At 62.9% G+C, this 24,805-nt stretch carries 17 protein-coding genes; 7 read left to right on the forward strand and 10 right to left on the reverse strand.

Annotated features, from left to right (window positions below; genetic code table 11):
- Positions 1-107: 107 nt before the first annotated feature.
- Positions 108-5,933: a manganese-oxidizing multicopper oxidase MnxG gene (gene mnxG, locus ABTV29_RS20910; protein WP_433766583.1), complete on the reverse strand. Its 5,826-nt coding sequence runs from the start codon at positions 5,931-5,933 to the stop codon at positions 108-110.
- Positions 5,934-6,138: 205 nt separating this feature from the next.
- Complete coding sequence (locus tag ABTV29_RS20915; RefSeq protein WP_433766584.1) at positions 6,139-6,747, reverse strand: lytic transglycosylase domain-containing protein; 609 nt, start codon at positions 6,745-6,747, stop codon at positions 6,139-6,141.
- Positions 6,748-6,968: 221 nt separating this feature from the next.
- Here ABTV29_RS20915 and gspG point away from each other — a divergent pair, with 221 nt between their 5' ends.
- The 3 genes from gspG to ABTV29_RS20930 all read left to right on the forward strand — a co-directional run bounded on the left by gspG (position 6,969) and on the right by ABTV29_RS20930 (position 9,329).
- Positions 6,969-7,418 carry a type II secretion system major pseudopilin GspG gene (gspG, locus tag ABTV29_RS20920; RefSeq protein WP_433766585.1) on the forward strand — a complete coding sequence of 150 codons (450 nt, stop codon included), beginning with the start codon at positions 6,969-6,971 and terminating at the stop codon, positions 7,416-7,418.
- 14 nt (positions 7,419-7,432) lie between these two features.
- Positions 7,433-8,620 (forward strand): type II secretion system F family protein, encoded by a 1,188-nt coding sequence (locus ABTV29_RS20925; RefSeq protein ID WP_433766586.1) that lies wholly within the window; start codon positions 7,433-7,435, stop codon positions 8,618-8,620.
- 91 nt (positions 8,621-8,711) lie between these two features.
- Positions 8,712-9,329 carry a hypothetical protein gene (locus ABTV29_RS20930; protein WP_433766587.1) on the forward strand — a complete coding sequence of 206 codons (618 nt, stop codon included), beginning with the start codon at positions 8,712-8,714 and terminating at the stop codon, positions 9,327-9,329.
- A gap of 190 nt (positions 9,330-9,519) precedes the next feature.
- Here the strand turns inward: ABTV29_RS20930 and ABTV29_RS20935 are convergent, their stop codons facing one another.
- Entirely contained in the window at positions 9,520-10,404 is an 885-nt protein-coding gene (locus ABTV29_RS20935; RefSeq protein ID WP_433766588.1) for a LysR family transcriptional regulator, read from the reverse strand.
- Positions 10,405-10,629: 225 nt separating this feature from the next.
- Here ABTV29_RS20935 and ABTV29_RS20940 point away from each other — a divergent pair, with 225 nt between their 5' ends.
- Positions 10,630-11,649 carry an alpha/beta hydrolase gene (locus ABTV29_RS20940; RefSeq protein WP_433766589.1) on the forward strand — a complete coding sequence of 340 codons (1,020 nt, stop codon included), beginning with the start codon at positions 10,630-10,632 and terminating at the stop codon, positions 11,647-11,649.
- 234 nt (positions 11,650-11,883) lie between these two features.
- Here the strand turns inward: ABTV29_RS20940 and ycaC are convergent, their stop codons facing one another.
- The 4 genes from ycaC to ABTV29_RS20960 form a co-directional block, all read right to left on the reverse strand.
- Positions 11,884-12,510 (reverse strand): isochorismate family cysteine hydrolase YcaC, encoded by a 627-nt coding sequence (ycaC, locus tag ABTV29_RS20945; protein ID WP_433766590.1) that lies wholly within the window; start codon positions 12,508-12,510, stop codon positions 11,884-11,886.
- A gap of 85 nt (positions 12,511-12,595) precedes the next feature.
- Positions 12,596-14,434, reverse strand: coding sequence for an amidohydrolase (locus tag ABTV29_RS20950; protein WP_433766591.1), 1,839 nt, complete (start codon positions 14,432-14,434; stop codon positions 12,596-12,598).
- Between the two features lie 24 nt (positions 14,435-14,458).
- Positions 14,459-15,070: an antibiotic biosynthesis monooxygenase gene (locus ABTV29_RS20955; RefSeq protein ID WP_433766592.1), complete on the reverse strand. Its 612-nt coding sequence runs from the start codon at positions 15,068-15,070 to the stop codon at positions 14,459-14,461.
- 528 nt (positions 15,071-15,598) lie between these two features.
- Complete coding sequence (locus ABTV29_RS20960; RefSeq protein WP_433766593.1) at positions 15,599-16,525, reverse strand: LysR substrate-binding domain-containing protein; 927 nt, start codon at positions 16,523-16,525, stop codon at positions 15,599-15,601.
- A gap of 157 nt (positions 16,526-16,682) precedes the next feature.
- Between ABTV29_RS20960 and ABTV29_RS20965 the strand changes: the two genes are divergently transcribed.
- On the forward strand, positions 16,683-17,150 hold the full coding sequence (locus ABTV29_RS20965; RefSeq protein WP_433766594.1) for a helix-turn-helix domain-containing protein: 468 nt from the start codon (positions 16,683-16,685) through the stop codon (positions 17,148-17,150).
- Between the two features lie 114 nt (positions 17,151-17,264).
- On the opposite strand, the gene ABTV29_RS20970 is transcribed toward ABTV29_RS20965, so the two are convergent.
- Positions 17,265-17,837, reverse strand: a complete 573-nt coding sequence (locus ABTV29_RS20970; protein ID WP_433766595.1) for a flavodoxin family protein — start codon at positions 17,835-17,837, stop codon at positions 17,265-17,267.
- A gap of 355 nt (positions 17,838-18,192) precedes the next feature.
- On the opposite strand from ABTV29_RS20970, the gene ABTV29_RS20975 reads away from it, so the two are divergent.
- Entirely contained in the window at positions 18,193-20,997 is a 2,805-nt protein-coding gene (locus ABTV29_RS20975) for an ATP-binding protein (RefSeq protein WP_433766596.1), read from the forward strand.
- Positions 20,998-21,155: 158 nt separating this feature from the next.
- Here the strand turns inward: ABTV29_RS20975 and ABTV29_RS20980 are convergent, their stop codons facing one another.
- Both ABTV29_RS20980 and ABTV29_RS20985 read right to left on the reverse strand, forming a co-directional pair.
- A complete protein-coding gene (locus ABTV29_RS20980) occupies positions 21,156-22,550 on the reverse strand; it encodes an ATP-binding protein (RefSeq protein WP_433766597.1) in 1,395 nt (464 codons plus the stop codon).
- Positions 22,551-22,733: 183 nt separating this feature from the next.
- Complete coding sequence (locus ABTV29_RS20985) at positions 22,734-23,684, reverse strand: GlxA family transcriptional regulator (protein WP_433766598.1); 951 nt, start codon at positions 23,682-23,684, stop codon at positions 22,734-22,736.
- A 314-nt stretch (positions 23,685-23,998) separates the two neighbouring features.
- Here ABTV29_RS20985 and ABTV29_RS20990 point away from each other — a divergent pair, with 314 nt between their 5' ends.
- On the forward strand, positions 23,999-24,721 hold the full coding sequence (locus ABTV29_RS20990) for a pirin family protein (protein WP_433766599.1): 723 nt from the start codon (positions 23,999-24,001) through the stop codon (positions 24,719-24,721).
- The last annotated feature ends 84 nt before the right edge of the window (positions 24,722-24,805 follow it).

The raw sequence follows: 24,805 nt of genomic DNA on the forward strand, positions 1-24,805 counted from the left end.
GCCTGCTCGCGATGGCGTCATCCGCCGCGCCACACAAAACCGAGGTGGCTTCATCGCGAGCAAGCTCGCTCGCACAGGGGGCTGTGTCGCCCCCTCATTTCCCCGCCCTACGGCACCGGCGCCGGTTCAGGCTCGTTGGTCACCCGCAGCAAGCCCCACAGCCCGGAAATGTTTCCGTAGGCGCCGTAGTCGCGGAACAGGTAGTCCCCCGGTATCGCGTTGACACCCCCGGCGCTGGGCAGCATGAAGCTGAAGTGCGCCGCCGGCAGAACGCTTTCGTGGGCGCCGATGTACATCGACATCGGGTTGTAGCCGAACTTCACCGAACCCACGCCCGGGGTGCTCATCGGATAGCCACTGGTGTCGCTCTTCTCCGACAGGAACGGGTTGGCCGACCAGACATGACCGTCAAGCTGGAAGGTGGTGCCGCGACTGCCGCCGGTTGGCATCAGGATGTGGGTACGGAACGGTTGCCCTGGCTTGGCGTACAGCACCGGCGTTTGTGGGTCCCCGCCCACCAGTGCGTTGCTGTAGGCCATGTGCGCGTTCGTCATGTCGCCGTAGCCGGCGCCGTCGGCGTGACCGAACGGAGCATCCGGGGCCAGGCCGAAGCGGTACCACAAAGGTTCGGTCCGGTAGTTGATGGCCATGCTGGAGTTGTCCTGCGGATCGGTCGGCACGCCGAAACCTTCTGCGGCAATCCCTTCCACCGGCCGCCCGTTGGCCCAGCGAGTGTTCAAGGCTTTCTGCCAGACCATCGCAAAGTCGCGGTAGGCGGTTTGCCCCGGCGCCGTGACGGTGGCGTTGACCTTGCGCGTATCTTCAACCCAGGTAGCGCCCGCCGGCACGATGCTCATCGCAGCCGCCAGGCCTTTTTGCGACTGTTTGATCACGTCGGCCGGGGTGATGTTCAGGCCGCCGAACTCCACCGCCGTGGCGTTGATGTTGTCGACATTGCGCCCCAGTTGGGTGATCGGTTTGCCTTCACGCTCCAGGTGCCCGGCGTAGTACTGGTAGGTACGGGTCGGGTACGCGCCGCTGTTGCCGACCCGTGGTGGGACGGTCTGGATCGGGTTGGCGCCGACGTTGGTGCCGTCGGATTTGGTGATGTCGTACGCCAGCAATTGCGCGTGCAGACCCACATGGCTCGACGGCCGCATCAGGTTGTTGCTGAAGGTGGTCGAACCGGTACCGCTATTGCGGTCGCGCTTGACCATCCCTTGCATCACCGCAGTCTGGGTCAGGTCCGGCATCACGCTCGGCAGACGGTTTTCCAGAGTGATGTTGATGCAATCACCGGCCGCCGCACGCAGCACCAGCGGTTCGACAGGCACGCCGGGCTTGAGCTTGCCGGTGGCCGGGTCGAGGTCGGCCTTGCGCACATACAGGATCGCGGTCGGGTCATGCAGCGGCCCGCTTTGCCCGCCGATGGTGATGGTTTCACCGTCTTCAGGGTCGGTCACGGTGACCTGTGGAATGCTCACCGTGCGCGAGTTGAGCACCAGGGTGCCACCCGCCGGATTCAGCGGTCCACCCACGTGCTGTCCGATGCCGGCCGGATCGCCGATGGTCAGGCCCAGCGGATTGGTCAGGATGTCGTTGGCCAGTGCCGCGACCACTTCATAGTTGCGCTGCGGGGTCGGCCGGGTGCCGATGCCGGTAGGGTTGGCACCGATCCGTGGGCAAACGCCATCGAACGCCACGGTGTTGCGCATGCCGGTGGGCCGCGCGTTGTTCGGCAAGGCGAACAGGTCGTTGCGTTGCGCGGTGTAGTTGCGCATCACGCCCCAGATACCGCTCCAATAGCCTTCGATCGAAGCGTCCATCGAGTACAGGTAGTCACCCGTGGTCGCCGCCGAACTTGAGAGCATCGAGACCGGTGCAATGAAGCCCATCTGTTCGGAGATCCCGATCATCTGCGACGCACGCCAGCCGGAGTTGGAGCTGTTGCCGAAACCGGAACCGCTTTGCAGCCATTTCACGCCGTGCAGGGTGACGTTGTGCTCCTCCTCGTGGCCGCCGGCATGCACCCGCAGCCGCACGTTGTCACCGGTGTAGGTACGCAGCATCGGGGTGAACGGATCGCCCGCTTCCGCGCCGCCGGTGTTGATGTGTGGCGGGAACAGCGTGGTGCCGCCAGTCGGACCGGTGGCTGCGGTGATCATGTTCGGCGCCAGGTTCATCGCCGGGATCGCACGGTCGGTACGGCTTTGCATGGCGTACGCCAGGTCGCCGCCCAGGCCGTCGGCCTGCATGCCGCGCTTGCCGTCCGGGCCGACCTTGTTCGGGTCGTACACCCGCAGGGCCAGCGGCTCGTTGCGGTAATTGACCACGAACATGCCCGGGTCATCCACCGAGATCGCCTGTGGGCATGGCCGGGTCGGGCAGCCTGGAACCATGCCGCCCTGAACCTCGAGAATGCCGTCCAGCAGGGTGCTGGCGTTATTGCGCACCGGTGGGTTGATGGCGTAGCGGAAGCTGTCCGCGGTGGCCGGGAAGGCTTGTGGGTTCGGCACGCCGTTGGGGCCTGCGCCGACGTACACACCGGCTTCATAGGCATGCTGGAAGTCGCTGTACTCGAGGAAGAACTCACGGAAGCTGTCGTTCTTGCCGTCGCCGTCCAGGTCACCGGTGGAGATCACCGCCTGCCAGGACGTCGGCCCGCCATCCTGCCGCGCGCCGCTGTACAACGGCTCGCCGGTTTCGGCATGGAACCAGGTGGAACCGGCCGGTTCAGCCAGCACGGTGGCATAGAGGCCAATCTGTTGGTGCGTCGATGGGCCGAGGTGGTCGTGGGTGAAGATGGTGCCCAGGCCACGGTCCACGCCTTTGCTGTTGACCACAGGGTCGACGAACCAGCGTTGCATGGCTGTCCGCGCGCCTACCCAGTCGGCCCGGCCGTACTGGCCGAAGAACGGATGGTTCTTGGCTTTCGGGCAAGCCGGGGTGCCGTCCCGTGGGTCGGTGCCCTGGCACTGGTTGTACTCGCGGATGGCATGGATACGCTCTTGCACGGCACCTGGGGAAAGCACGCCGTCTTCATAGTTCCAGCCGTTGGCCGAACCGTCGGCTGCGGTCAGGTCCCATTTGGGCAGGTGAATGTGCTGGCCGATCACGTCGGTCGGCGTGCGCACTTGATAGTCGTCCATTTCATAGGTGGCCGGTACCAGGTTGGTTTGCTGGTACTGCACGCAGTCGAAGGTGTTCATGCGCATTACCAGAGGCTCTGGCGGACGCTGCTTGGTGATCACCGGCCAGGCGTCTTCCCACAGCGCCAGGATGCGCGCTTGCGGGAAGTGGTAGCCGACCTTGTTGTACACCGCGTCGAACTGGATGTTCGCCGCTTTGTAGATCCGTGGGCGGTCGGCGGTGAAGGTCGAGGAACCGATGAACGACATGCCGTCGATCCGCTCGCCACTGGCGAACTCACCGGTGCCGGCGCTGCTGGTCAGGCGTTTTTGCCGGTCATCCATGCAGGGTTCGTAGTACGGCGCGCCGGCCACCGGCAAGGCGCCGTTGGTGCGGAAGTTGCGCGGTACGATCTGGTTGCCCGGCAGCAAGGCATAGCTTGGGTGGTCCTTCTTGGCATGGAAGGCCATGGCCGCCTGTTCGACTTCGGTGCCCTCTTCCGGCAGGTAAAGCGGCTTGGCGCGCGTCACTTCCTTGGAGAAATCCAAAGACGTGGTCACGGTATTGGCTTCGCCCCCGGCGGAGAAACCGTCCAGGGAATGGCGGCCCAGACCACCGTCCCAACCGCCGGACTGATTCGGGTCGAGGTTGGCCCACAGGGCTTTGCCCGAGGCCTTGAGGCTCTGGGCCTTGGCGGCGTCGAGCATGTCCAGTGGCGGGGTCGGTGGGCGCTGGCCGACCGAGGTTTCCATGCCGCCGATCCAGAATGGATAGCCCGGGTTTTTCAGGGTGCCGTCGGCGTTGCGGTTGGCCTCGCTGCGATCGACCAGGGCGAGCGAGCCGATGGCCTGTGGTCCACCGCTGTGATGTTCGCCGTCATCGTCGCCTTCCCCATCGTCGTCATTGGCGGCCACCAGGGCTTCGCCGATTTTCGGTACGACCGCGACTTTGCCGGGCATCGGCGGCATGGCTTTGCCTGGCAGCGGAACGACGGCCGGGATGGGCGTACCGGCGACGATCTCGCCATCGGGCAAGGCCCGTGCACCGGCTGCCGGTTTACCCTGGCGCAGGGCAAAGGGTTCGCTGTGGTAGCCGTCGTTGCCCTGCTGCGAAACTTCGAGTTTGGTGCCTTCTTCAAACACATCGTGCACCCGCCACATGGCCCACATGCCCTGGGCGAAGTGCGGATAGAAGTGGCAGTGATAGATCGCGTCGCCCGCTACCCGGTTGCGGTTGCCCGAGCCGCCGTTGGCGATTTCATAGGTGTAGCCGGCACCCGGCCCGATGCCCTGGGCATCGACATAGTCGGAGTTGTCGTCATTGGGGTTGAACAGCCACTGATGCCCGTGCAGGTGGAAGATGTGCTGCTCATGACCGTTGTGGGTGTTGCGGAATTTGACGAAGTCACCGATGTAGCTGTGGTTGACGTTGGAAGGCTCCGATGGATACAGCGCCATGGTCGCCTTGACCCCGACCTGATCGGCCCTCGGCACCTGGCCTGGGGTTATGCCTTCCAGGCCGGCGTTGGCCGGTACGTCCACCAGCATCGCCACGTCGCCCACGGTGTGGGAACTGAGGAAAAACTCTTCATAGGCGCAGGACAGGCAATCGTGCATTGGCCCGACGCCCAGGCGGTTGGCGACCACCTCGGCACCCATGCCGCCGGAGCCGTAGTTGATCATGAACGAATCGCGGGTCGGCTCCAGCACGTGGGCCATCACCGGGTCGGCCCAGTACGCCGGGAAGGCCTGGGTCGCGGCGGTCTCATCCTGGAACTGCGAGGCGAAATCGCGGAAGGGCTCCAGGCGGTTGGGGATGGCCGGGTTGCGTTTGCCCACCGCTTCCAGTGCATAGGTCGCGGCCGGGAAGCTGCCATCGGCATTGCTGCCCATCACGATCGCATCGCTTTCGCTGGAGATGATTTCGTTGCCGTCGACCATGTTGATGATCATCGAACCGGCCTTGCCTTCACGGATCCACGGCTCGCGCTGCGGGTAGCGCGCCTGGTAGTCGACGATCGGCTGGCCGGCAGGCGTGCGGCCAGTGGTGGCCAGACGCATTTCTTCTTCGGTCACGGTGTTGCGATAGCTGCGAGCGCCCTTGGGCAGCACCACGACCTGACCGAACAGACCGTTGGCGACGTTGCCGGCCGCCCCTTCGCCACCGAAGGTCGCGCCACGGCTACTGACGGCGAAGACGCCTTCACGTTCGGCGTACAAGGTATAGGAGCGGGTGGCGCCGGGCAGGATCAGCGTGTTGGCGTTGCGCCCGGTGAACGACGAAATGTCATCGATGCTATTGACGGCCTGCAGGCCGTTGACCTGAAAGCCCACATGGCGGTCGGCGACCTGCTCGTCGACCTTGAATTGATCGTTGTTGCCGACCTCGATACCACCTTCTTCCTCGCCTTCCTCTTCCTCGCCGCCTTCGTGCGAACCCGGGTTGGCCTGATAGGCCAGCAGGTTCTGCAGATTGATGGTCAGGCACTCGCCGGCGGCAACCCGCAGCACCAGCGGGCGTGGTCGCTTGTCAGGCCGCAGCGAAACCTTGCCCGGCACCGCCGCGCCGCCCTGGGCCAGCGAGACATTGTGGTCGTCGACCACATCCCGGCGCAGGGCGTACATCATGCCGTTGACGTTCTGCGCCCCCAGGCGGTTGAACATCAGCGGCTGGTCCAACGCCACGACGTTGGCCACCAGGTTGCGTTCACAGCGCGCAGCTGCTTCCGCGAATTCAATGCCGAACACCGATGCGGCTAGTAGAAGCCAGGGGAGAATGTTTGGAGCATGGTGTATTCCGATCATGATCTCGGGCCTCGAAGTGGGGGCTCTCAGGAATAATTCTCGACAAATCCCCTTGAGCAATCCGCATGCCACAAAAATTTCACATAATTTTCAGATAGTTATGATTGCCACTTAATTCATCGGGGGAAATTCCCCACTTTTTCCCCAATTTTTCGCCGGGGTCATTACCCCCCAATGTTGGGGAAAATCCGCCCCGGTTTTTCGCTTACAACGGGGCGTCCGCCGACAGGCCTTGCAAGCGCCGGTACTGCTTCAAAACACTGGGCACATAACGCTGGGTTTCGGCGAACGGCGGGATCACCCCGCCACGGCTGAGCACGGCCTGTGGGCCTGCGTTGTAGGCGGCCACGGCGAGGGCCATGTCGTTGTCGAACATCGTCATCAAGCGCTTGAGGTAGCGCGCGCCACCCTGGATGTTGGCCTTGGGGTCGTAGACATCGGTCACGCCCAGCTCGCGGGCGGTGTCGGGCATCAACTGCATCAGGCCACCGGCGCCCTTGGGCGACACCGCACTGGGGTTGTAGCCGGACTCGTTCTGTATCACCGCATGCAGCAGCGCCGCGGGCAAATGGTTGGCCTCGGCGGCCTTCGAAACCAGCTCGGCATAGGGCCTGGCGGCAATCATCTGCGGCTGCTGATCAAGGCTGACCACCGCCGCTTCGGGCTCGCGAATGACCCTTTCATAATGGCGACCAGGGCGGTGGACGTTCGACAAGACGAAGTTGCCCTTGGCGTCTACCGAAACGAACACATCGGCCTGTGCGACGCCGCCCAGCAAGGTCAAGCCGAGCAATCCCGCGGTGAGAGTTTTCATTGTTCTACCTCCCCTGCCCGGCCCTGAAAAATTGGGGGAAATGCCCCACTGACCGGTCGTTTGTCAGGCATACGCAAGCACTGTGCCGAAAGCGCAAAGGGCCGTAGTACGGGGGGTTGGGGAGTACGTCGCCGACTTTGCCGGTGCTGTGCATGGCAATTGCATAAGCCCTCATTACAAAAATCAGCTGCGACCCTTCCTGCCGACTAAGTGAGGTCATCATGAAACAGCGACTGTCATTCGCCCCGCGTAGTTGTTCGCCAAGAGCCCAGCGCGGGTTCACCCTGCTCGAACTGTTGGTGGTGCTGGTGGTGCTCGGGCTGCTGGCCGGCATCGTCGCGCCGAAGTACTTCGCGCAACTGGGCCGCTCCGAAGTGAAAGTGGCCAAGGCGCAAATAGAAGGCCTGGGCAAGGCCCTGGACCTGTACCGCCTGGAAGTCGGTCATTACCCGTCCACCGAACAAGGCTTGCAGGCGCTGGTCACCGCGCCCAGCGACGAAGCCCACTGGACCGGCCCGTACCTGCAGAAAAAACTGCCGCTGGACCCATGGGGCCGCGCCTACACCTACCGCTACCCCGGTGAACACAGCGAGTACGACCTGCTGTCCCTGGGCAAGGACGGACAGGCCGGCGGCGAAGGCGAAAACGCCGAAGTCACCAACTGGAATTGACGGGAATGGCGACCATGCGCTTTCACCTCAAAGCAGTCGGCAAGGCCGGTGTGGTTTCAATGACCGTCGAAGCACCGGGTCATAGCGAAGCCCGGCGCATTGCCGAGGACCAGGGCCTGCGGGTGGTCAGCCTGCGTGCCGAACGACATTGGCGGGCCATGGGCCTGAAGCAGCGCGAGACTTTCAACCTGGTGCTGTTCAGCCAGGAACTGACCACCCTGCTCAATGCCGGCCTGCCTTTGATCGATGCGCTGGAAAGCCTGGCGGAAAAGGAAAGCGCCCCCCAGGCCCGCAAGACCCTGAGCGAACTGGTGCGCCTGCTGTATGAAGGCAAATCGTTCTCCCAGGCCCTGGGCCAGATGTCCGCGGTTTTCCCGCCGCTGTATGTGGCGCTGGTGCAGTCCAGCGAAAAAACCGGCGCCGTGGGCGATGCCCTGGGCCGCTATGTCAGCTATCGCCAGCGCATGGACGAGGTTCGCCAGAAGATCGTCAGCGCCTCGATCTACCCCATGCTGTTGCTGATCGTCGGGGGCGGCGTGGTCCTGTTTTTGATGGGCTATGTGGTACCGCGCTTCAGCCTGGTGTTCGAAGGCCTGGGGGAAAACCTGCCGTGGATGTCGCAGATCCTGATGAGCAGCGGCATGTTCCTGCACGCCCACCAGGGCGAATTCTTCGGCGCCTTTGCGGCCTTCATCGTCAGCATCGCTTTGCTCCAGCGCCAACCGTCCTTTCGCCGGGGCGTGGACCGCCTGATCGAGAAAGTCCCGGCGATACACCAGCGCATCTTCATGTACGAACTGGCGCGCTTCTACCGGTCCCTGGGGATTCTGCTGCAAGGCGGTATTCCCCTCGTCACCGCCATGGGCATGGTGCGCAACCTGCTGACCCCAGCCTCCCGCGTGCGCCTGGACCAGGCCTGCGAGCGGGTGCGCGAAGGGCAATCGCTGTCTGCCGCGCTGGAACTCAATCACCTGGTGACCCCGGTGTCCCTGCGCCTGCTGCGCGCGGGTGAACAGTCCGGCAACCTGGGACAAATGATGGAACGCAGCGCCGACTTCTACGACGAAGAAATCAGTCGCTGGATCGAATGGTTCGTGCGGCTGTTCGAACCCCTGCTGATGACCTTCATCGGCCTGCTCATCGGGGTGATCGTGATCCTGATGTACATCCCGATTTTCGAACTGGCTTCGAGTATTCACTGACCCCGTTGAACAGGGGCTGGCGGGTTGCACTGTGACGCCTGTCGCAGTGTTTTTTGTAAGTTGCACCCCGAAGAAGAAAGCGGAGAACGACATGCACTTCAACAAGCTTTTACTTGCAGTAGCTATTGGCGCGGTTTTGTCGGCGTCTACCGTATTGATTCCGGACAGCCTGTCAGATATGTCGACTGCCCATGCCAGAGAGGGAGGTAGTGGCGGCGGTGGCGGTGGCGGTGGCGGTGGCGGTGGTGGCGGCGGTCACGGTGGCAGTGGTGGTGGCGGAAGCGGCGGCGGTGGTGGCGGTCACGGCGGCAGTGGTGGTGGCGGAAGCGGCGGCGGTGGTGGCGGTCACGGTGGCAGTGGTGGCGGCGGAAGCGGCGGCAGTGGAGGTAGCGGCAGTGGTCATGGCGACAGCGGCCATTCCGGCGGCAGCGCCTCGAGCTCCGGCCGCAGTGGCACCCATTCCGAACCGGGGAATGATCGCGGCATTCACCGTGCAGGTGATGACAATGGCGTACACCGTTCGGGCGACGACAACGGTGTGCATCGCGCCGGTGACGACAACGGTGTGCATCGCGCCGGTGACGACAACGGCGTGCATCGCGCCGGTGAAGTCGGTGACGATCGCGGCCTGCATGCCGCTGGCCAGCCAGGCGACGATCGCGGCGTCCACGTAGGCGGTGAGCCGGGGGACGACAAGCGCTCGAACTGATCTACCCCCATTTGTTTTGGGGTGTGAATGCAAATGCATCTACAGAGCTAAACCCTGTGGGAGCGAGCCTGCTCGCGATGGCGGAGTGTCAGACAACATCAATGTTGAAGACCTGCCGTCATCGCGAGCAGGCTCGCTCCCACAGTGATTTTGGCAGCCTGAAGATTGTGCATCCAGGCACAGGCCCCGCCTACGTCTGGTCCAGCCGCTCGCGCAAAAACTCGATCAACGCCTGCACCGGTCGCGACGATTGCCGGTGTTGCGGATAGACCGCCGACAGGGTCAGCGGCTCCGGCCGGAACTCGTCCAGCACCCGCACCAACTTCCCCTCCCGCAGTGCTGCGCCGACGATAAAGGTCGGCAGGTAGGTAATGCCCATCCCGGCAACCGCCGCGTCCTTGAGCAACTCGCCATTGTTGACCCGCATCCGCCCGGTGACGTTGACGGCCAGTGGCTTGCCCTGGCCCGCGAAGCGCCATTGCACCTGGCGTCCATGGCCATAGGGCAGGCAGTCATGGTTGAGCAGGTCTTCGGGTTTGTTCGGTGTGCCGCGCTCGGCGAGGTACGTGGGGCTGGCGCAATACACGCGTTCGATGGCGGCGATGCGTCGGGCGATCAGCGTCGAGTCTTCCAGCGTGCCGATGCGCAACGCCAGGTCGTAGCCCTCCCCGAGCAGGTCCACCGGACGATCGCTCAGGTCCACTTCCACCGTGACGTCACGATAGCGCTGCAGGAACAGCGGCAGCAGGCAGCCCAGGTGCGCCAGCGCAAAGGACAGCGGCGCGCTGACGCGAATGGTGCCTCGCGGCTCGGTGGTCTGCCCGGCGATGCCCTGCTCCACCTGTTCGACTTCACCCAGCAGGCGCAAGGCCGATTCGTAGTAACTGTGGCCCAGCGGCGTGACGTCCAGGCGCCGCGTGGAACGGTTGAGCAAGCGCACGCCCAGGCGCTCTTCGAGCTGCATGAGGCGGCGGCTGACAAATTGCTTGGACAGGCCCAATTGATCGGCAGCGGCGGTGAAGCTGCCGGAGTCCATGACTTGGCAAAAGATACGCATGTCTTCGAACGGGTTCATTGTCACACCTTGGTTGACAGTCAAACGCTTTATAGCGGCTTTTTCCCTTTTCAGCACCCAATTAATCTGTGCCCACGGTGCATCTGAAACCCACCGAATACCTATGTAGGAGCTGCCGAAGGCTGCGATCTTTTGACTTTGCCTTTCAAGATCACAAGCAAAAGATCGCAGCCTTCGGCAGCTCCTACACAGCGACCACATCACTAATGAAAAAGGAATTACACAATGAACATCGCCAAGAAAACCCTGACCACTACCCTGCTCGCCCTGGCTGTCGGCAATGCCTTTGCCGCAGGCAGCCCCGGTGTCGAGCACAACACCCAGGCCTTCCTCGACGCCCTCGCCGCCGGTGGCGGCAAGCCCCTTGAACAACTGAGCCCGAAAGACGCCCGGGCGGTGCTGACCGGTGCCCAGGCGTCGGTGAAGGTGGACCTGTCCGGTGTCGAGGTCAGTGACCGCGCGATCAAGGTCGGCGAGCAGACGATCAACCTGAAAATCGTCCGCCCGGCCAAGGTCAAGGGCGAGCTGCCGGTGTTCATGTTCTTCCACGGTGGCGGCTGGGTGCTGGGGGACTTCCCGACCCACCAACGGCTGATTCGCGACCTGGTGGTGGGCTCCGGCGCCGTCGCGGTCTACGTCGATTACACGCCGTCGCCGGAAGCGCAGTACCCCACCGCGATCAACCAGGCTTACGCCGCGACGCGCTGGGTGGCCGAGCATGGCCAGCAGATCGGTGTCGATGGCAAGCGACTGGCGGTAGCGGGCAATAGCGTGGGCGGCAACATGGCCGCGGTGGTGGCGTTGATGGCCAAGGAACAGAACGCCCCGGCCCTGCGCTTTCAACTGCTGATGTGGCCGGTGACCAACGCCGGGTTCGACAACGGCTCGTACCAGCAATTTGCCGAGGGCCACTTCCTGACCAAGGGCATGATGCAGTGGTTCTGGGACAACTACACCACCAACCCGGCCGAACGCGCACAGATCCACGCCTCGCCGCTCACGGCCAGTGCCGAACAGCTCAAGGGCCTGCCGGCGGCGCTTGTGCAGACTGCTGAGTTCGATGTGTTGCGCGATGAAGGCGAAAGCTATGCCCGCCACCTGGATGCGGCCGGCGTGCCGGTGACTTCGGTGCGTTACAACGGGATGATCCATGACTTCGGCTTGCTCAATCCGCTGAGCCAGATACCGGCGGTGAAAGCGGCAGTGCGCCAGGCGGCGCTGGAGCTCAAGACGCATCTGAACTGAATCAAAAACCTGTAGGAGCGAGCCTGCTCGCGATGGTCTCTCGAACGCCGCGGTGATCCAGATATCCCGCGTCATCGTTGACGACCATCGCGAGCAGGCTCGCTCCTACAGGTTTTGGTGAAGCGCAAAAGATCGCAGCCTGCGGCAGCTCCTACAGGGAACGCATTCTCATGCAGGAGCTACCGCAGGCTGCGATCTTTTAAAGGCTGCCGACCGAAGCCGGCAACCGATCACTTACTTGGCAGTAAAAGTGGTGTAGCTGTTGATCAAGTTGCGGTAGTTCGGCATGCGCTCGGACAGCAGGTTGGCCAGGCCTTCCATGTCGTTGCGCCAGTCGCCTTGCAGCTCGCAGGCTACCGAGAACCAGTTCAGCAGTTGTGCACCGGCTGCCGTCATGCGCGCCCAGGCCGCTTGCTGCACGGTGGTGTTGAAGGTGCCCGAAGCGTCGGTCACCACGAACACGTCAAAACCTTCGGCAATCGCCGACAGGGTCGGGAACGCCACGCACACGTCAGTCACCACACCGGCGATGATCAGTTGCTTGCGGCCAGTGGCTTTGACGGCCTTGACGAAGTCTTCGTTGTCCCAGGCGTTGATCTGGCCTGGACGGGCAATGAACGGTGCGTCCGGGAACTGCGCCTTGAGTTCCGGCACGATCGGACCGTTCGGGCCTTTGTCGAAACTGGTGGTCAGAATGGTCGGCAGCTTGAAGAACTTGGCGATGTCGCCCAGGGCCAGCACGTTGTTCTTGAATTCGTTGGGCGAGAAGTCCTGCACCAGCGAGATCAGGCCGGTCTGGTGATCGACCAGCAGCACCACTGCATCGTCTTTGTTCAGGCGCTTGTAAGGAACGTTGCTCATGAAAAAACTCCTTGGTGGATGGTTATTGCTTTTGGCGCCGACGGATCACGCCGACGCTTTTTGGTATTCGTCAGAAAGCTCGTCATCAAAAAGCAAAGCACGAGCAGCCAAAGGCGCCCCAGAAACCGGCAAAATCGCTGACTGGCGCGTTCGACAGGCGTGCCCGTTCGTGGCTGTGGGAATGCACCGCGCAGGGTCCGCTGCACTGGTGAACCTGGGCCTGCAACGGTGAGTTCGGCTTCCAGTGCCCTGGCACCTTCACCACCGGCGACCAGTCCGGCAGCACCGGCACGCTGGCCGGCCCCAGCTTCTCGAAATCACCAGCGGCGTACACGACCTTGCCACCGACCACGGTCAGCACCGACTCGATCCACTTGATCGCTTCTTCGTCGACACTGAAAAAATCCGCGCTCAACGCTGCCACGTCCGCCAGCTGCCCAACCTTGATCTGGCCTTTCTTGCCTTGCTCGGACGAGAACCAGGCACTGCCGTGGGTGAACAGTTCCAGCGCGGTCAATCGCGACAGGCCTTCGGCGTGCAACGCCATGCCGCCGACGGTGCGACCGCTGACCATCCAGTACAGCGAAGTCCACGGGTTGTAGCTCGACACCCGCGTCGCATCGGTGCCGGCGCCCACCGGCACGCCTTCGGCGAGCATGCGCTGGATCGGCGGCGTGGCCTCGGCGGCCTTGGCGCCATAGCGCTCGACGAAGTACTCGCCCTGGAAGGCCATGCGATCCTGAATCGCAATCCCGCCACCCAATGCCCTCACCCGCTCGATGTTCTGCGGGGTGATGGTTTCGGCGTGGTCGAAGAACCACGGCAGGCCGTTGAATGGAATGTCGCGGTTGACCTTCTCGAACACATCGAGCATGCGGCTGATGGATTCGTTGTAGGTCGCGTGCAAGCGGAACGGCCAGCGCTGCTCGACCAGATGGCGCACCACCGGCTCCAGTTCGTCTTCCATGCTTTGCGGCAGGTCCGGACGCGGCTCGAGGAAGTCTTCGAAGTCCGCCGCCGAGAACACCAGCATCTCGCCGGCGCCGTTGTGTCGCAGGTAGTCATCGCCCTGATGCAACTTGACGCTGCCGGTCCAGTTCTTGAAGTCGGTCAGCTCTTCCTTGGGCTTCTGGGTGAACAAGTTGTAGGCAATGCGAACCGTGAGCAATTGCTCCTTGGCCAGTTGCTCGATCACCTGGTAATCGTCCGGGTAGTTCTGGAAACCGCCGCCGGCATCGATGGCGCTGGTCAGGCCCAGGCGATTGAGTTCGCGCATGAACTGGCGGGTCGAGTTGACCTGATACTCCAGCGGCAGCTTCGGCCCCTTGGCCAGGGTCGAGTACAGGATCATCGCGTTGGGACGCGCCACCAGCATGCCGGTGGGGTTGCCGTTGGCATCACGAACGATTTCGCCGCCCGGTGGGTTCGGCGTGTCGCGGGTGTAGCCGGCGACTCGCAGCGCGGCACGGTTGAGCAAGGCGCGGTCGTACAGGTGCAGGACGAACACCGGAGTGTCCGGCGCGGCCTGGTTGAGTTCTTCGAGGGTCGGCATGCGTTTTTCGGCGAACTGGAATTCGTTCCAGCCACCGACCACCCGCACCCACTGCGGGGTCGGCGTGCGATCGGCCTGCTCCTTGAGCATGCGCAGCGCATCGGCCAGCGACGGCACGCCTTCCCAGCGCAGCTCCAGGTTGTAGTTCAGGCCGCCACGGATCAGGTGCAGGTGCGAGTCGTTGAGGCCGGGAATCACGCAACGACCCTTGAGGTCGATCACCTGGGTGCCGGAGCCGCGCAACGCCATGGCTTCGGCATCGCTGCCAACGGCCACGAAGCGGCCTTCGCGGATGGCCACGGCGCTGGCGTGCGGATTTTCCCGGTCAACGGTATGGAACTGGCCATTGAACAAAATCAGATCGGCGTTCATCGCGTTTTCCTTAAGGCTGTTGAATCAGGGCTGAGAGGAATGGGACTGGCCGGCTTCCAGCCACGGAGCGAACAGGCGCGTGGCCAGCGGCATGAAGACGTAGACCACCGACAGCACGATGGTCAGCGTGATCAGGAACGTGGCGACCACATAGCTGGAAAGAAAAGCATTGAGTTGCAATAACGGCCCCCAGAGCAGTGGTACCAGCAAGGTATGCGGCAGGATCACCAGCAGCGTCACCACGGCCTGCTTCCAGCGAGGCGGTGGCGAAGCCGCATCGGCCAGCGGCGAAAACCAGAATTCATTGACCGGGTTGACTTCAGTCTGGTCGCCGTCGGCCAGCATGGGAGCTGCTTCCTCCACCAGCGCCCGGCGTTGCGGCGAATCGAGCCAGCGCTGCATGGCCTCGGTGGAGCAAAAGCGTAGTACACAGGTGAACAGGTGCAGACCCGCCTGCTTGCCACGCACCACATCCACTCCCAGGTGCCCTTCGCTCTGCGCGGCGACCTTGACGATGTTGCGCAGCCAGGCTTCGTAGGGCACTTCAAACCCGGCCTTGATCCGGTGCTTGATGATCAGGGTGACGACTTCACCCGCCCCGGGGCTGGTCGGTTCAAGTCGATTGAATTCAGACATACGCAAGGCTCCGGCAAATCGAGTAGTGAGATTGCCGGGATGGGGGAAGAAAAAATTGGATGTACGTGCTCTTTTTGCGAGGGCACCCGGATCCTTGGATCCTCATTGGTCACTGTGGGAGCGAGCCTGCTCGCGATAGCGGTGGGTCAGTCGCCATTGATGCTGGATGTGCCAGCCTCATCGCGAGCAGGCTCGCTCCCACAGGTTCTTGTGTCGGGCACAAAATCCGCGATCACCATTGTGACTACTGTGGGAGCGGGCTTGCTCGCGATGGCGGTGTGCCAGTCGCCAATGATGTTGGATGTGCCTGCCTCATCGCGAGCAGGCTCGCTCCCACAGGGACTGGCGATGAACACAAGATCCAGAAACACCACAAATCCCTTGTAGGAGTGAGCCTGCTCGCGATGGCGGTGTGTCAGTCACCATTGATGCTGGATGTGCCGGCCTCATCGCGAGCAGGCTCGCTCCTACAGGGTTTTGTGTCGGGCACAGAATCCGGCGATATCATTTGCCCGCGATGGCGGTGTGTCAGGCGGTCCCGGAGGTGTCGAGCGGCGCGGACATGAACTGGCTGATGCGCGAGCGCAGCCAGCGCTCCGCCGGGTCGTTGTCGTGGACGCCGCTCCAGGCCATGGACAACTGCGCGGCTTCGATTTCAAAGGGCGGGTCTTCAGCGCGCAGGCCACATCCCTCGACCAGTGCGCAGGCGGCATAGTCGGGCACGGTGGCGATCATCTCGGTGCCCGCCAGCAACGCGCGCAGGCCACTGAATTGCGGCACGCCCAGCACCACCTTGCGGCAGCGTCCGACCTTGGCCAGGTCCAGGTCGATGTTGCCGCTCAAGTCGCCGGAAAACGACACCATTGCATGGGGCCTGGCGCAATATTCGTCGAGGGTCAGCGGGCCCGGCCGGGTGTCGCCGCGCAGCACCTTGCATGGAATGTCCCGCAGTTTCTTGCGCTTGGCATTGGCCGGCAATTCCGTGGTGTAGCTCACGCCCACGGAGATTTCACCGGAGGCCAGCAACGCCGGCATCAGCAGGTAATTGGCGCGGCGCACCACGACCACGATCCCCGGTGCCTCTTCCTGTAACTGACGCAACAAGGGTGGAAACAGACCGAACTCGGCATCGTCCGACAGCCCGATGCGAAACACATCACTGCTGGTCGTCGGATCGAACTCCTTGGCCCGGCTGACCGCACCGGAAATCACGTCCATTGCCGGCTGCAATTCCTTGAGAATCGCCAGCGCCCTCCCCGTCGGCTCCATGCCGCGACCGTTGCGCAACAGCAAGGGATCGTCGAACAGATCGCGCAACCGGCCAAGCGCGGCGCTCACCGCCGGCTGGCCCATGAACAGTTTTTCCGCCACGCGGGTGAGGTTTTTCTCGAACATCAGTGCTTCGAAAATCACCAGCAGGTTCATGTCGACGCGACGCAGATCATTTCGATTCACAGGCACGGGTTCCTTGTGTGACAGGCCAGGTACGGAGGGCGATTGTGGCTGACTTTACGCCAGACGTCCCCGCAGTGGGCGTGGAATTAACAACGTTTAACTCGCAAGCCAGAGCGCTCGGCTTCAAGAATGAGGCCTACCGACACGGACATTCGCCATGGCTCAATCACAGCAAAACGCCGTCCGCGCGACAGTCGCACAAACCCCAGGAAAAAACGCCGGGGGCCTCAGCCCGCAGCGAGAGCGATTGGTCAAGCAACTGATCCTCGAACGCCTCGGTGAACCCCTCGAAGTGACCGAACTGGCTCATGCCTGTTCGCTGTCGCGCAGTCATTTTTCCCGCGCCTTCAAATGCAGCACCGGCCTTTCCCCCCAGGACTGGATTCGCCAGCAGCGCATTGCCCGGGCCAAGCTGTTGATCCAGCACACGGACCTGAGCCTCACGCAAATCAGCCTGGAGTGCGGCTTTTGCGATCAGGCGCATTTCTGCCACATGTTTACCCGCAGCGAAGGCATCAACCCGTTTGCCTGGCGTTGTCGGGTCGTAGGTGGCCTTAAAAGCAAAAGATCGCAGCCTTCGGCAGCTCCTACAGAGTCCGGGGCTGCCTACAACATCTGCGTGTGAGCCAAAATCCCTGTAGGAGCTGTCGAGTGCAACGAGGCTGCGATCTTTTAAAGGCAAGATCAAAAGATCGCAGCCTGCGGCAGCTCCTACAGGGGACTGCGTACCTGTTTGTTCTTAATCTTCCCTTCTCATTCGCGCCGCCAGTCGCGCCACCCGCTCTCCCAGATACGCGGCGGTGCAGCGGTCCTCGGCGGGGGGTGCCTGCTCGGGGGATAGCTCGACATTCGACTGGGCCATGGCGCCCAGCGAACTGCCCAGGCGATTGAGCTGCCCATCGAAGCCCCCAGCGCCTGCGCGGGCGGGCAGCAGGTCGAGGCCGACCCAGATCATCGAATGCTGGGCAGCGAACACCGCCATCTGCAGCAAGGTGTTGAGTTTGTCGCCGCACAGGCAGCCGGAGTTGGTGAAGCCGGCGGCCAGCTTGTCGCGCCAGGGTTGCGCCAGATAGAAGTCGGCAGTAGCTTCCATGAAGCCCTTGAAGGCCGCCGACGCGCTGCCCATGTAGGTGGGGGCGCCGAAGATGATCGCGTCGGCGTGGTGCAGCAGGTCCCAGTGGTCTTCGACGTCTTCGACGGTTATCAGTCGGCAGCGACTGTCTGGATGCCGTTCCACGCCTCGGGCCACCGCCTCGGCGATGACCCGGGTATGCCCGTAGCCGCTGTGATAGACCACCACTACGTTGATCATTACGGCGTCCTTCCGATGAATGAGATCCCTGTAGGAGCTGTCGAGTGCAACGAGGCTGCGATCTTTTGATTTTTCAAAGGCAAGATCAAAAGATCGCAGCCTGCGGCAGCTCCTACAGGAGTTGAGTGTTGAGTTAGAACGGGAGGACGACGAGTTAAACGTTGTTAATTTTCCACGGCCACCCACCGCCTCGACCGAGGCGGCGCCCAATGTTCACGGGACCGACGCGATCCATTGATACGCTACAGTCAATCCCTGCCCCAGGAGTCAATCGAGCAACGCATTGCGTTGACGCCAGAACCTGAGGAATATGCCTGAAACCCGCGTAACAGACGGCTGCAACAGGAGCGACCCGTTGACCCTTTCCCTCGACCAGGCGGTGCATTTCGGCCCCTACAGGATCTACCCCGCACAACGCCTGGCGATGGAGGCCGACCAGCCCCTGCGCCTGGGGCGACGAGCCATGGACATCCTGTTGATTCTGTTGAAACACGCCGGGAACGTGGTCAGCAAGCAACAACTGATGGCTGAAGTCTGGCCCGACACCGTGGTCGAAGAGATCAACCTGCGGGTGCACATGGCCGCCCTGCGCAAGGCCCTCGGCGACGGTCAGGCCGGCCAGCGCTATATCGTGACCGTGGCCCAGCGCGGCTACAGTTTCGTCGCACCGTTCTTTCTCGAACAAAACCAGCCTCGCCCGCCCAGTGACCCGATTGAGTCCCGCGGGCACAACCTGCCCCTGCGCAGCACCCGCCTGATCGGGCGCCAGGCGCTGGTCGACAACCTGATGACACAGCTGCCGCGCCAGCGCTTCATCACCCTGGTCGGCCCCGGGGGCATCGGCAAGACCACTGTCGCCCTGAGCGTCGCCGAGCAGTTGATCGGTCGCTACCGTGACGGCATCCGTCTGCTGGACCTGGCCCCAATCACTGACCCGCTGATGATCACCGGCCATCTGGCCGCGCTGCTGGAACTGTCCCTGCACGACGGCGAACCGCTGAATAGCCTCGCCCGGTTCCTGCGCGAGCGGCAGATGCTGTTGGTCATCGACAACTGCGAGCACCTGCTCGACGACGTGGCCCTGCTGTGCGAGAGCCTGCTGCGTGGTGCGCCACAGCTGCACATCCTGGCCACCAGCCGCGAGAGCCTGCGGGCCGAAGGAGAGTTCGTCCAGCGCCTGGAATCCCTCGACTGTCCGCCGCCCATCGCCGTGCTGGACCGCGCCCAGGCGCTGGGCTTTTCCGCGTTGCAGCTGTTCATCGAGCGGGCTATGGCCAGCCACGACAGCTTCGATTTCACGGATGCGCAGTTGCCGCTGGTGATCGATATCTGCCGACGCCTGGACGGCATTCCACTGGCCCTGGAGCTGGCGGCGGCGCAAGTCACCAGCCTCGGCCTGGACGGTTTGCTCGGGCAACTGCAAGACAGTTTTCGCCTGCTCACCCACTGCAGCCAGACCAGCCTGGGCCGCCATCAGACCCTGCGCGCCACACTGGACTGGAGCTTCGAACTGCTCAGCGTCTGCGAAAAGACCTGCCTGCGCCGACTGGGCATCTTCCGTGGCGGCTTCACCCTGGCATCTGCCGCGGCGGTGATCGTCGGTGAACACATCGAACCGCGCGAGGTATTTGGCTCGATCACGCAACTGGTGGCCAAGTCCTTGCTGAGCGTGGATGTGGGTGACGAAGAGGTGTTCTACCGTCTGCTCGACACCACCCGCCGCTACGCCCTGGAAAAACTCGAACAGGCCAGCGAACTGCCCGCCACCCGGGAGCGTCACACCGAACGCTGCCTGATCTTGATGCAGCAGGCGCAGAAAGAATGGGAGCGCACGCCAACCACGCTGTGGATCGAGCGTTACGCCCGTGGCCTGGAAGACATTCGCGCGGCCCTCGACTGGGGCCTGAACGCGCAGGGACCGCAGGCCCTGGCGATCCGCCTGACGGCGGCGTCCACGCCACTCTGGCAGGAGCTGTCGCTGCTCAAGGAGCACGGCGGTTATGTGCGCAAGGCCCTGGCTTTGCTCGATACCGCAGCCGAGCCCTGTCCGCGCCTGCAAATGACTCTGAAGCTGGCCCTCGGCAGCGCCTGTTACCACGTCCAGGGCGGCACTGCGGAGACCATTGGCGCCTTCGTCACCGCCAGGGCCTTGGCCAGGCAATGCAATGACGTTGTCGGCGAGTTGCGCGCGGTCTCCGGGCACATGGCGGTCAACCTCAGTTGCGGCCAATATCAGCTGGCCCTGGATCAGACCCGGCAATTCGACCAACTGGGCTTGCACGGCGACCCGCTGCTGTCGCTGAGTACCCATCGATTGCGGGTATTGGCCCTGCACTTTGCCGGCGACCAGTCCCGGGCGCGGCTCAACGCTGAAGAGGTGATCCAGCGCATGGCCCACAGCGGCCACCTCAACCGGTTCACCCATGGCTTTGGCGTGCAATACGACCAGAGCGTGGCCGCCCTGACCATCCTGGCGCGCATTCTATGGCTGCAGGGGCAACCGGAGCAGGCCTGGCGCACGGCACGGCAGGCCCTGGACATTGCCCTGCAGATCAACCACGGCACGTCGATCTGCTACACCCTGGCACTTTCGGGTTGCCTGATCGCCCACTACAACGGCGACCACGACACCGCCCGCCACCTGTTGCGCATGCTGCTGGAGCAGGCACAAAAACATTCGGTGCTGCTGTTCTACACCTGGGCGCAGCACTATGCGCAGGTCATCGACGCTGACGATGGGCAGACCGCGCCGCGTCCGGGGCTGGGGTTGATCAAGGACATCATGGTCACGCTCGACAGCACTTTCGTCGACGACCACCTGCTCACCCGCGCCGACAGCGGCGCGGCAGGCTGGAGCACGGCGGAGATTCTGCGGGCCAGGGCCGATGCGCTGCTGGCCGAAGCGTGCCCGGTCAAGGATTGCACCGCCGAAACCGTACTGCTCAAGGCGCTCAACGTGGCCAGGTCCCAGGGCGCACTGGCCTGGGAACTGCGTAGCGCTACCTCCTTGGCGCGACTATGGCAGCGCCAGCGGCGCTACCGGCAAGCCCATCAATTGCTGGCGCCGATCTACCAACGCTTCACGGAAGGCCATTCAACTCCAGACCTGATCGCCGTGCGCCATTTGCTCGATGAGTTGCATGACAACGTTGCTTTGTAGGACCTCCTACTGGAGCTCGCATTCCCTTGTAGGAGCGAGCCTGCTCGCGATGAGGCCGGCACATTCAACATCAATGGCGTTTGACATACCGCCATCGCGAGCAGGCTCACTCCCACACGTCACGCATGTGTACGCAAAAAACTATGGCCAAACCAAAATCACTGTAGGAGCTCGCTCCTGCACTCGAGCATTTCCAGGGCATAGCGACGGGTGGTGTTGAGCAAGCGATAACGGCTCACGCCCTGGGCCTGTTCCAGCGACAACAGCGACTTGAGTGTCAGGCTGTCCAGCACCTTGGTCAGGCTGGCGGTGACCTGCGTGTCGCAACTGACCACCCCTAGCGCGGCGTCCAGGGTGAACGCCGATTTGAACACCGCAAGCCGCTGCAGCACGGTCTGTTCCACCGGGCTCAAGCGCTCATAACTCCAGTCCAGGGCCGCCTTGAGGGTCTGGTGCCGGGGGATTGCGGTGCGCCGGCCCTGGGTCAGCAACTGAAAGCAGTTATCCAGTTGCGCTTGCACCCCCACCAGCGCCAGCGCGTCGATCTGCGCTGCCGCCAGCTCTATCGCCAGGGGCAACCCATCGAGCCGCCGGCAGATGTCGCGCACGATCCTCAGGTCTTGCTCGCGCAGGGCAAACCCCTGCTGGCGAGCACGGGCACGGCTGACGAATAGTTGCACCGCCGAATACCCCATCACTTCATCGACACTGCGCAGCGCCAACGCCGGCGGCACCACCAGTGGCGGCAATGGCAGCAGCATTTCGCCAGTGGCCAGCAGCGGCTCGCGGCTGGTCACCAGGATCGACAGGCGTGGTGCCGAGGCCAGCAGTGATTCGACCAGCGACCGGCAGCGCTCCAGCAGGTGTTCGCAATTATCGAGGATCAACAGCGCATGCCGTTGTTCCAGTGCCTCTCGGGTGAGATCCAGGCTGTGGGTCAGGTGATCGAGCAACTGCTGCGGGTCATCGATCAACGCCAGATCCACCCACCACACACCGTCGCGGAAATGCTGCAACAGCAGCTCGCCGGCCCGCAGCGCGACGGTGGTCTTGCCGATCCCGCAGGGCCCGACCAGGGTCATCAGGCGCCGCGTTGGCAGCAACCGCATCAAGTTGCCCACCACCGCATCGCGCCCGATGATCGGGGTCAGCCGCGCCGGCAGGTTGTGTTGGGGTTTATGCAGGTGTTCGACGGGGATCGGGTTGATTTCCGATGCCTGTTGCACAGGCGCGACGAAACTGTAGCCGCGCTGGGGAATGTTGATGATGTAGCAGTGGCCGTCCTGCCCGTCGCGAAAGGCCCGGCGCAGTGCGGCGATGTGCACCCGCAGGTTGATTTCCTCGACCACCGAGCGCGGCCAAACCCGGGCGATGATGTGCTCTTTGCTGATGACGGCGCCTGCGTGTTCGACCAGCACCTGCAGGATATCCAGGGCCCGCCCGCCCAGGCGCATCGGCTGATCGCCTTCCAGGACCAGTCGCTGCTGCAGGTGGAACGTGTAGGGGCCGAACCGCAGCACCGTGTCGCTGTGTGTATGTCCAAGGCTGTTCATCTAACGTCACCCGCCAGGAGCCTGCCCGGCACGCGAGTCCATCCAGGCTCCGTACCTTCCTTGCAATGAGTTCAAGGTTATCTTGGCAGGCTCTGATGACGGTACAACCACTTCGGGGGGAGCGCCACGGCCATTCGGATGCCCGACTCGGCCATCAGGGTACTTCGCACGGCGCCACAGGCCTCAGCTGAATTGTTCGCGGTACTGGGTCGGGGTCAGGCCAAGTTTTTCACCGAACAGAAAACGCATGTGGCGCACGCTGCCGAAACCGCTCTTGAAGGCCACGGTCTTGAGCGGCAAATCGCTGGTCTCCAGCAGCGTACGTGCGCAGTCGATCCGGGCGCTCTGCAGGAACTCCATGGGTGTCATGCCCACTTCACGGGCGAACACCCTGGCGAAATGCCGCGCACTCATGGTCGCCAATGCGGCCATGCGTTCGATGCTGAAGCTTTCGTCGAGGTGTTCCAGCACATGGTTCTGCACGCGGGTGATGGCCGTTTCCTGAGGCGCCACCGTCGCCATCAACGGGCTGAACTGCGCCTGGCCGCCCTGGCGCTTCATCACCACCAGCAACACCTTGGCCACGTCCTGGGCGACCTTCTTCCCGTGGTCTTCGGCGACCACCGACAGCGCCAGGTCGATGCCGGCGGTCACGCCGCCGGAGGTGATCAGGTTGCGATCCTGCACGTAGATCAGGTCGGTCTCGACGATGGTTTTCGGGAACGCCTTGATCAGGCGTTCGGTGTAGTGCCAGTGGGTGGTCACGCGGTAGCCGTCGATCAACCCGGCATGGCCCAGGACAAAGGCGCCGGTGCAGATCGAGCCATAGGCCCTGGAGCGATGGACGTTGTGCTTGAGCCAGTCCAGCAACGGTGGATGTTTTTCGTTGTAGGCACCGGGCCCGCCGGGCACCAGCAGCAGGTCGAAACCGTCACAGGCCTGGTCGATGTGCAGGTCGGCCTGCACGCTGACGCCATTGGACGCACGCAACACACCGGGCTCGGTGCCGATGGTCGTCAGTACATAGTGGTCTTCGGGCTTGAGATAGCGATTGGCAATGGAAAACACCTCCATCGGCCCGGCCATGTCGAGCAGGAGGAAATCGGGGAACAGCACCATTGCCACGGTTTTCATGGGTTGGATATCACTGGATTCAAAGGGATGACTGACTGGCATCTATTCCATGTGGGAGCGAGCCTGCTCGCGATGACGGTGTATCAGTCACCAACGATGTTGAAGGTGATATCGCCATCGCGAGCAGGCTCGCTCCTACAGGTTCGGTGCTGTGCATTATGACCAAGTATGAAGCAAGCGTCGGTGATTCATTTCACACAACTGTCAACCTGAGAGAGACAGTATTTCAATTTTCATCTACTTATTGCACCTGCGAGTAACCATTAACCTTCTCCTCACTCGGACGAATTCACGTCCCCACAGGAGATTTCATCATGCTGACCCTTCGCAAAGCTTCTGATCGCGGCATGGCCAATCATGGCTGGTTGAAGTCGTTCCACACCTTTTCCTTCGCCAACTATCGCAACCCGAAAGAACAGGGTTTTTCCGATCTGTTGGTGATCAACGATGACCGTGTGGCGGCTGGCAAGGGTTTTGGCCAGCACCCGCACCGCGACATGGAAATTTTTTCCTACGTGCTTGATGGCGCCCTGGAACACAAGGACACCCTGGGCACAGGTTCGGTGATCCGCCCAGGCGACGTGCAATTGATGAGTGCCGGCAGCGGCGTGGCCCACAGTGAATACAACCACTCGGACAAGCGCCCGGTGCACTTTCTGCAAATCTGGATCGTGCCGGAGGTCAGCGGCGCCAAGCCGCGCTATCAGCAGGAGCATTTCAGCCCGCAGAAAAAACGCGGCCGCCTGCAACTGATCATCTCCCCCGACGGTGCCAAGGGTTCGCTGAAGGTGCGCCAGGATGCGCGGGTGTATGCCGGCCTGATCGACGGCCAGGAAAGCGCCACCCTGGAACTGGCCGCCAATCGTTACGCCTATGTGCATGTGGCGCGGGGCAGCGTTGAACTCAATGGCCTGAGCCTGAAGGAAGGCGACGGCGTGCGGGTTCGTGACGAGCAGTTGCTGACCTTGAGCAACGGGGTGGATGCCGAGGTGCTGGTGTTCGACCTGCGGCCGCAGGAATTGCCTGAGATGCCATAACCCCCTGTAGGAGCGAGCTTGCTCGCGATGGCGGTGACACATTCAACCTTTGTGTCGATTGATCCACCGCTATCGCGAGCAAGC

It is taken from the genome of Pseudomonas putida, assembly GCF_050989985.1.
Classification (GTDB): Bacteria; Pseudomonadota; Gammaproteobacteria; order Pseudomonadales; family Pseudomonadaceae; genus Aquipseudomonas; species Aquipseudomonas putida_AI.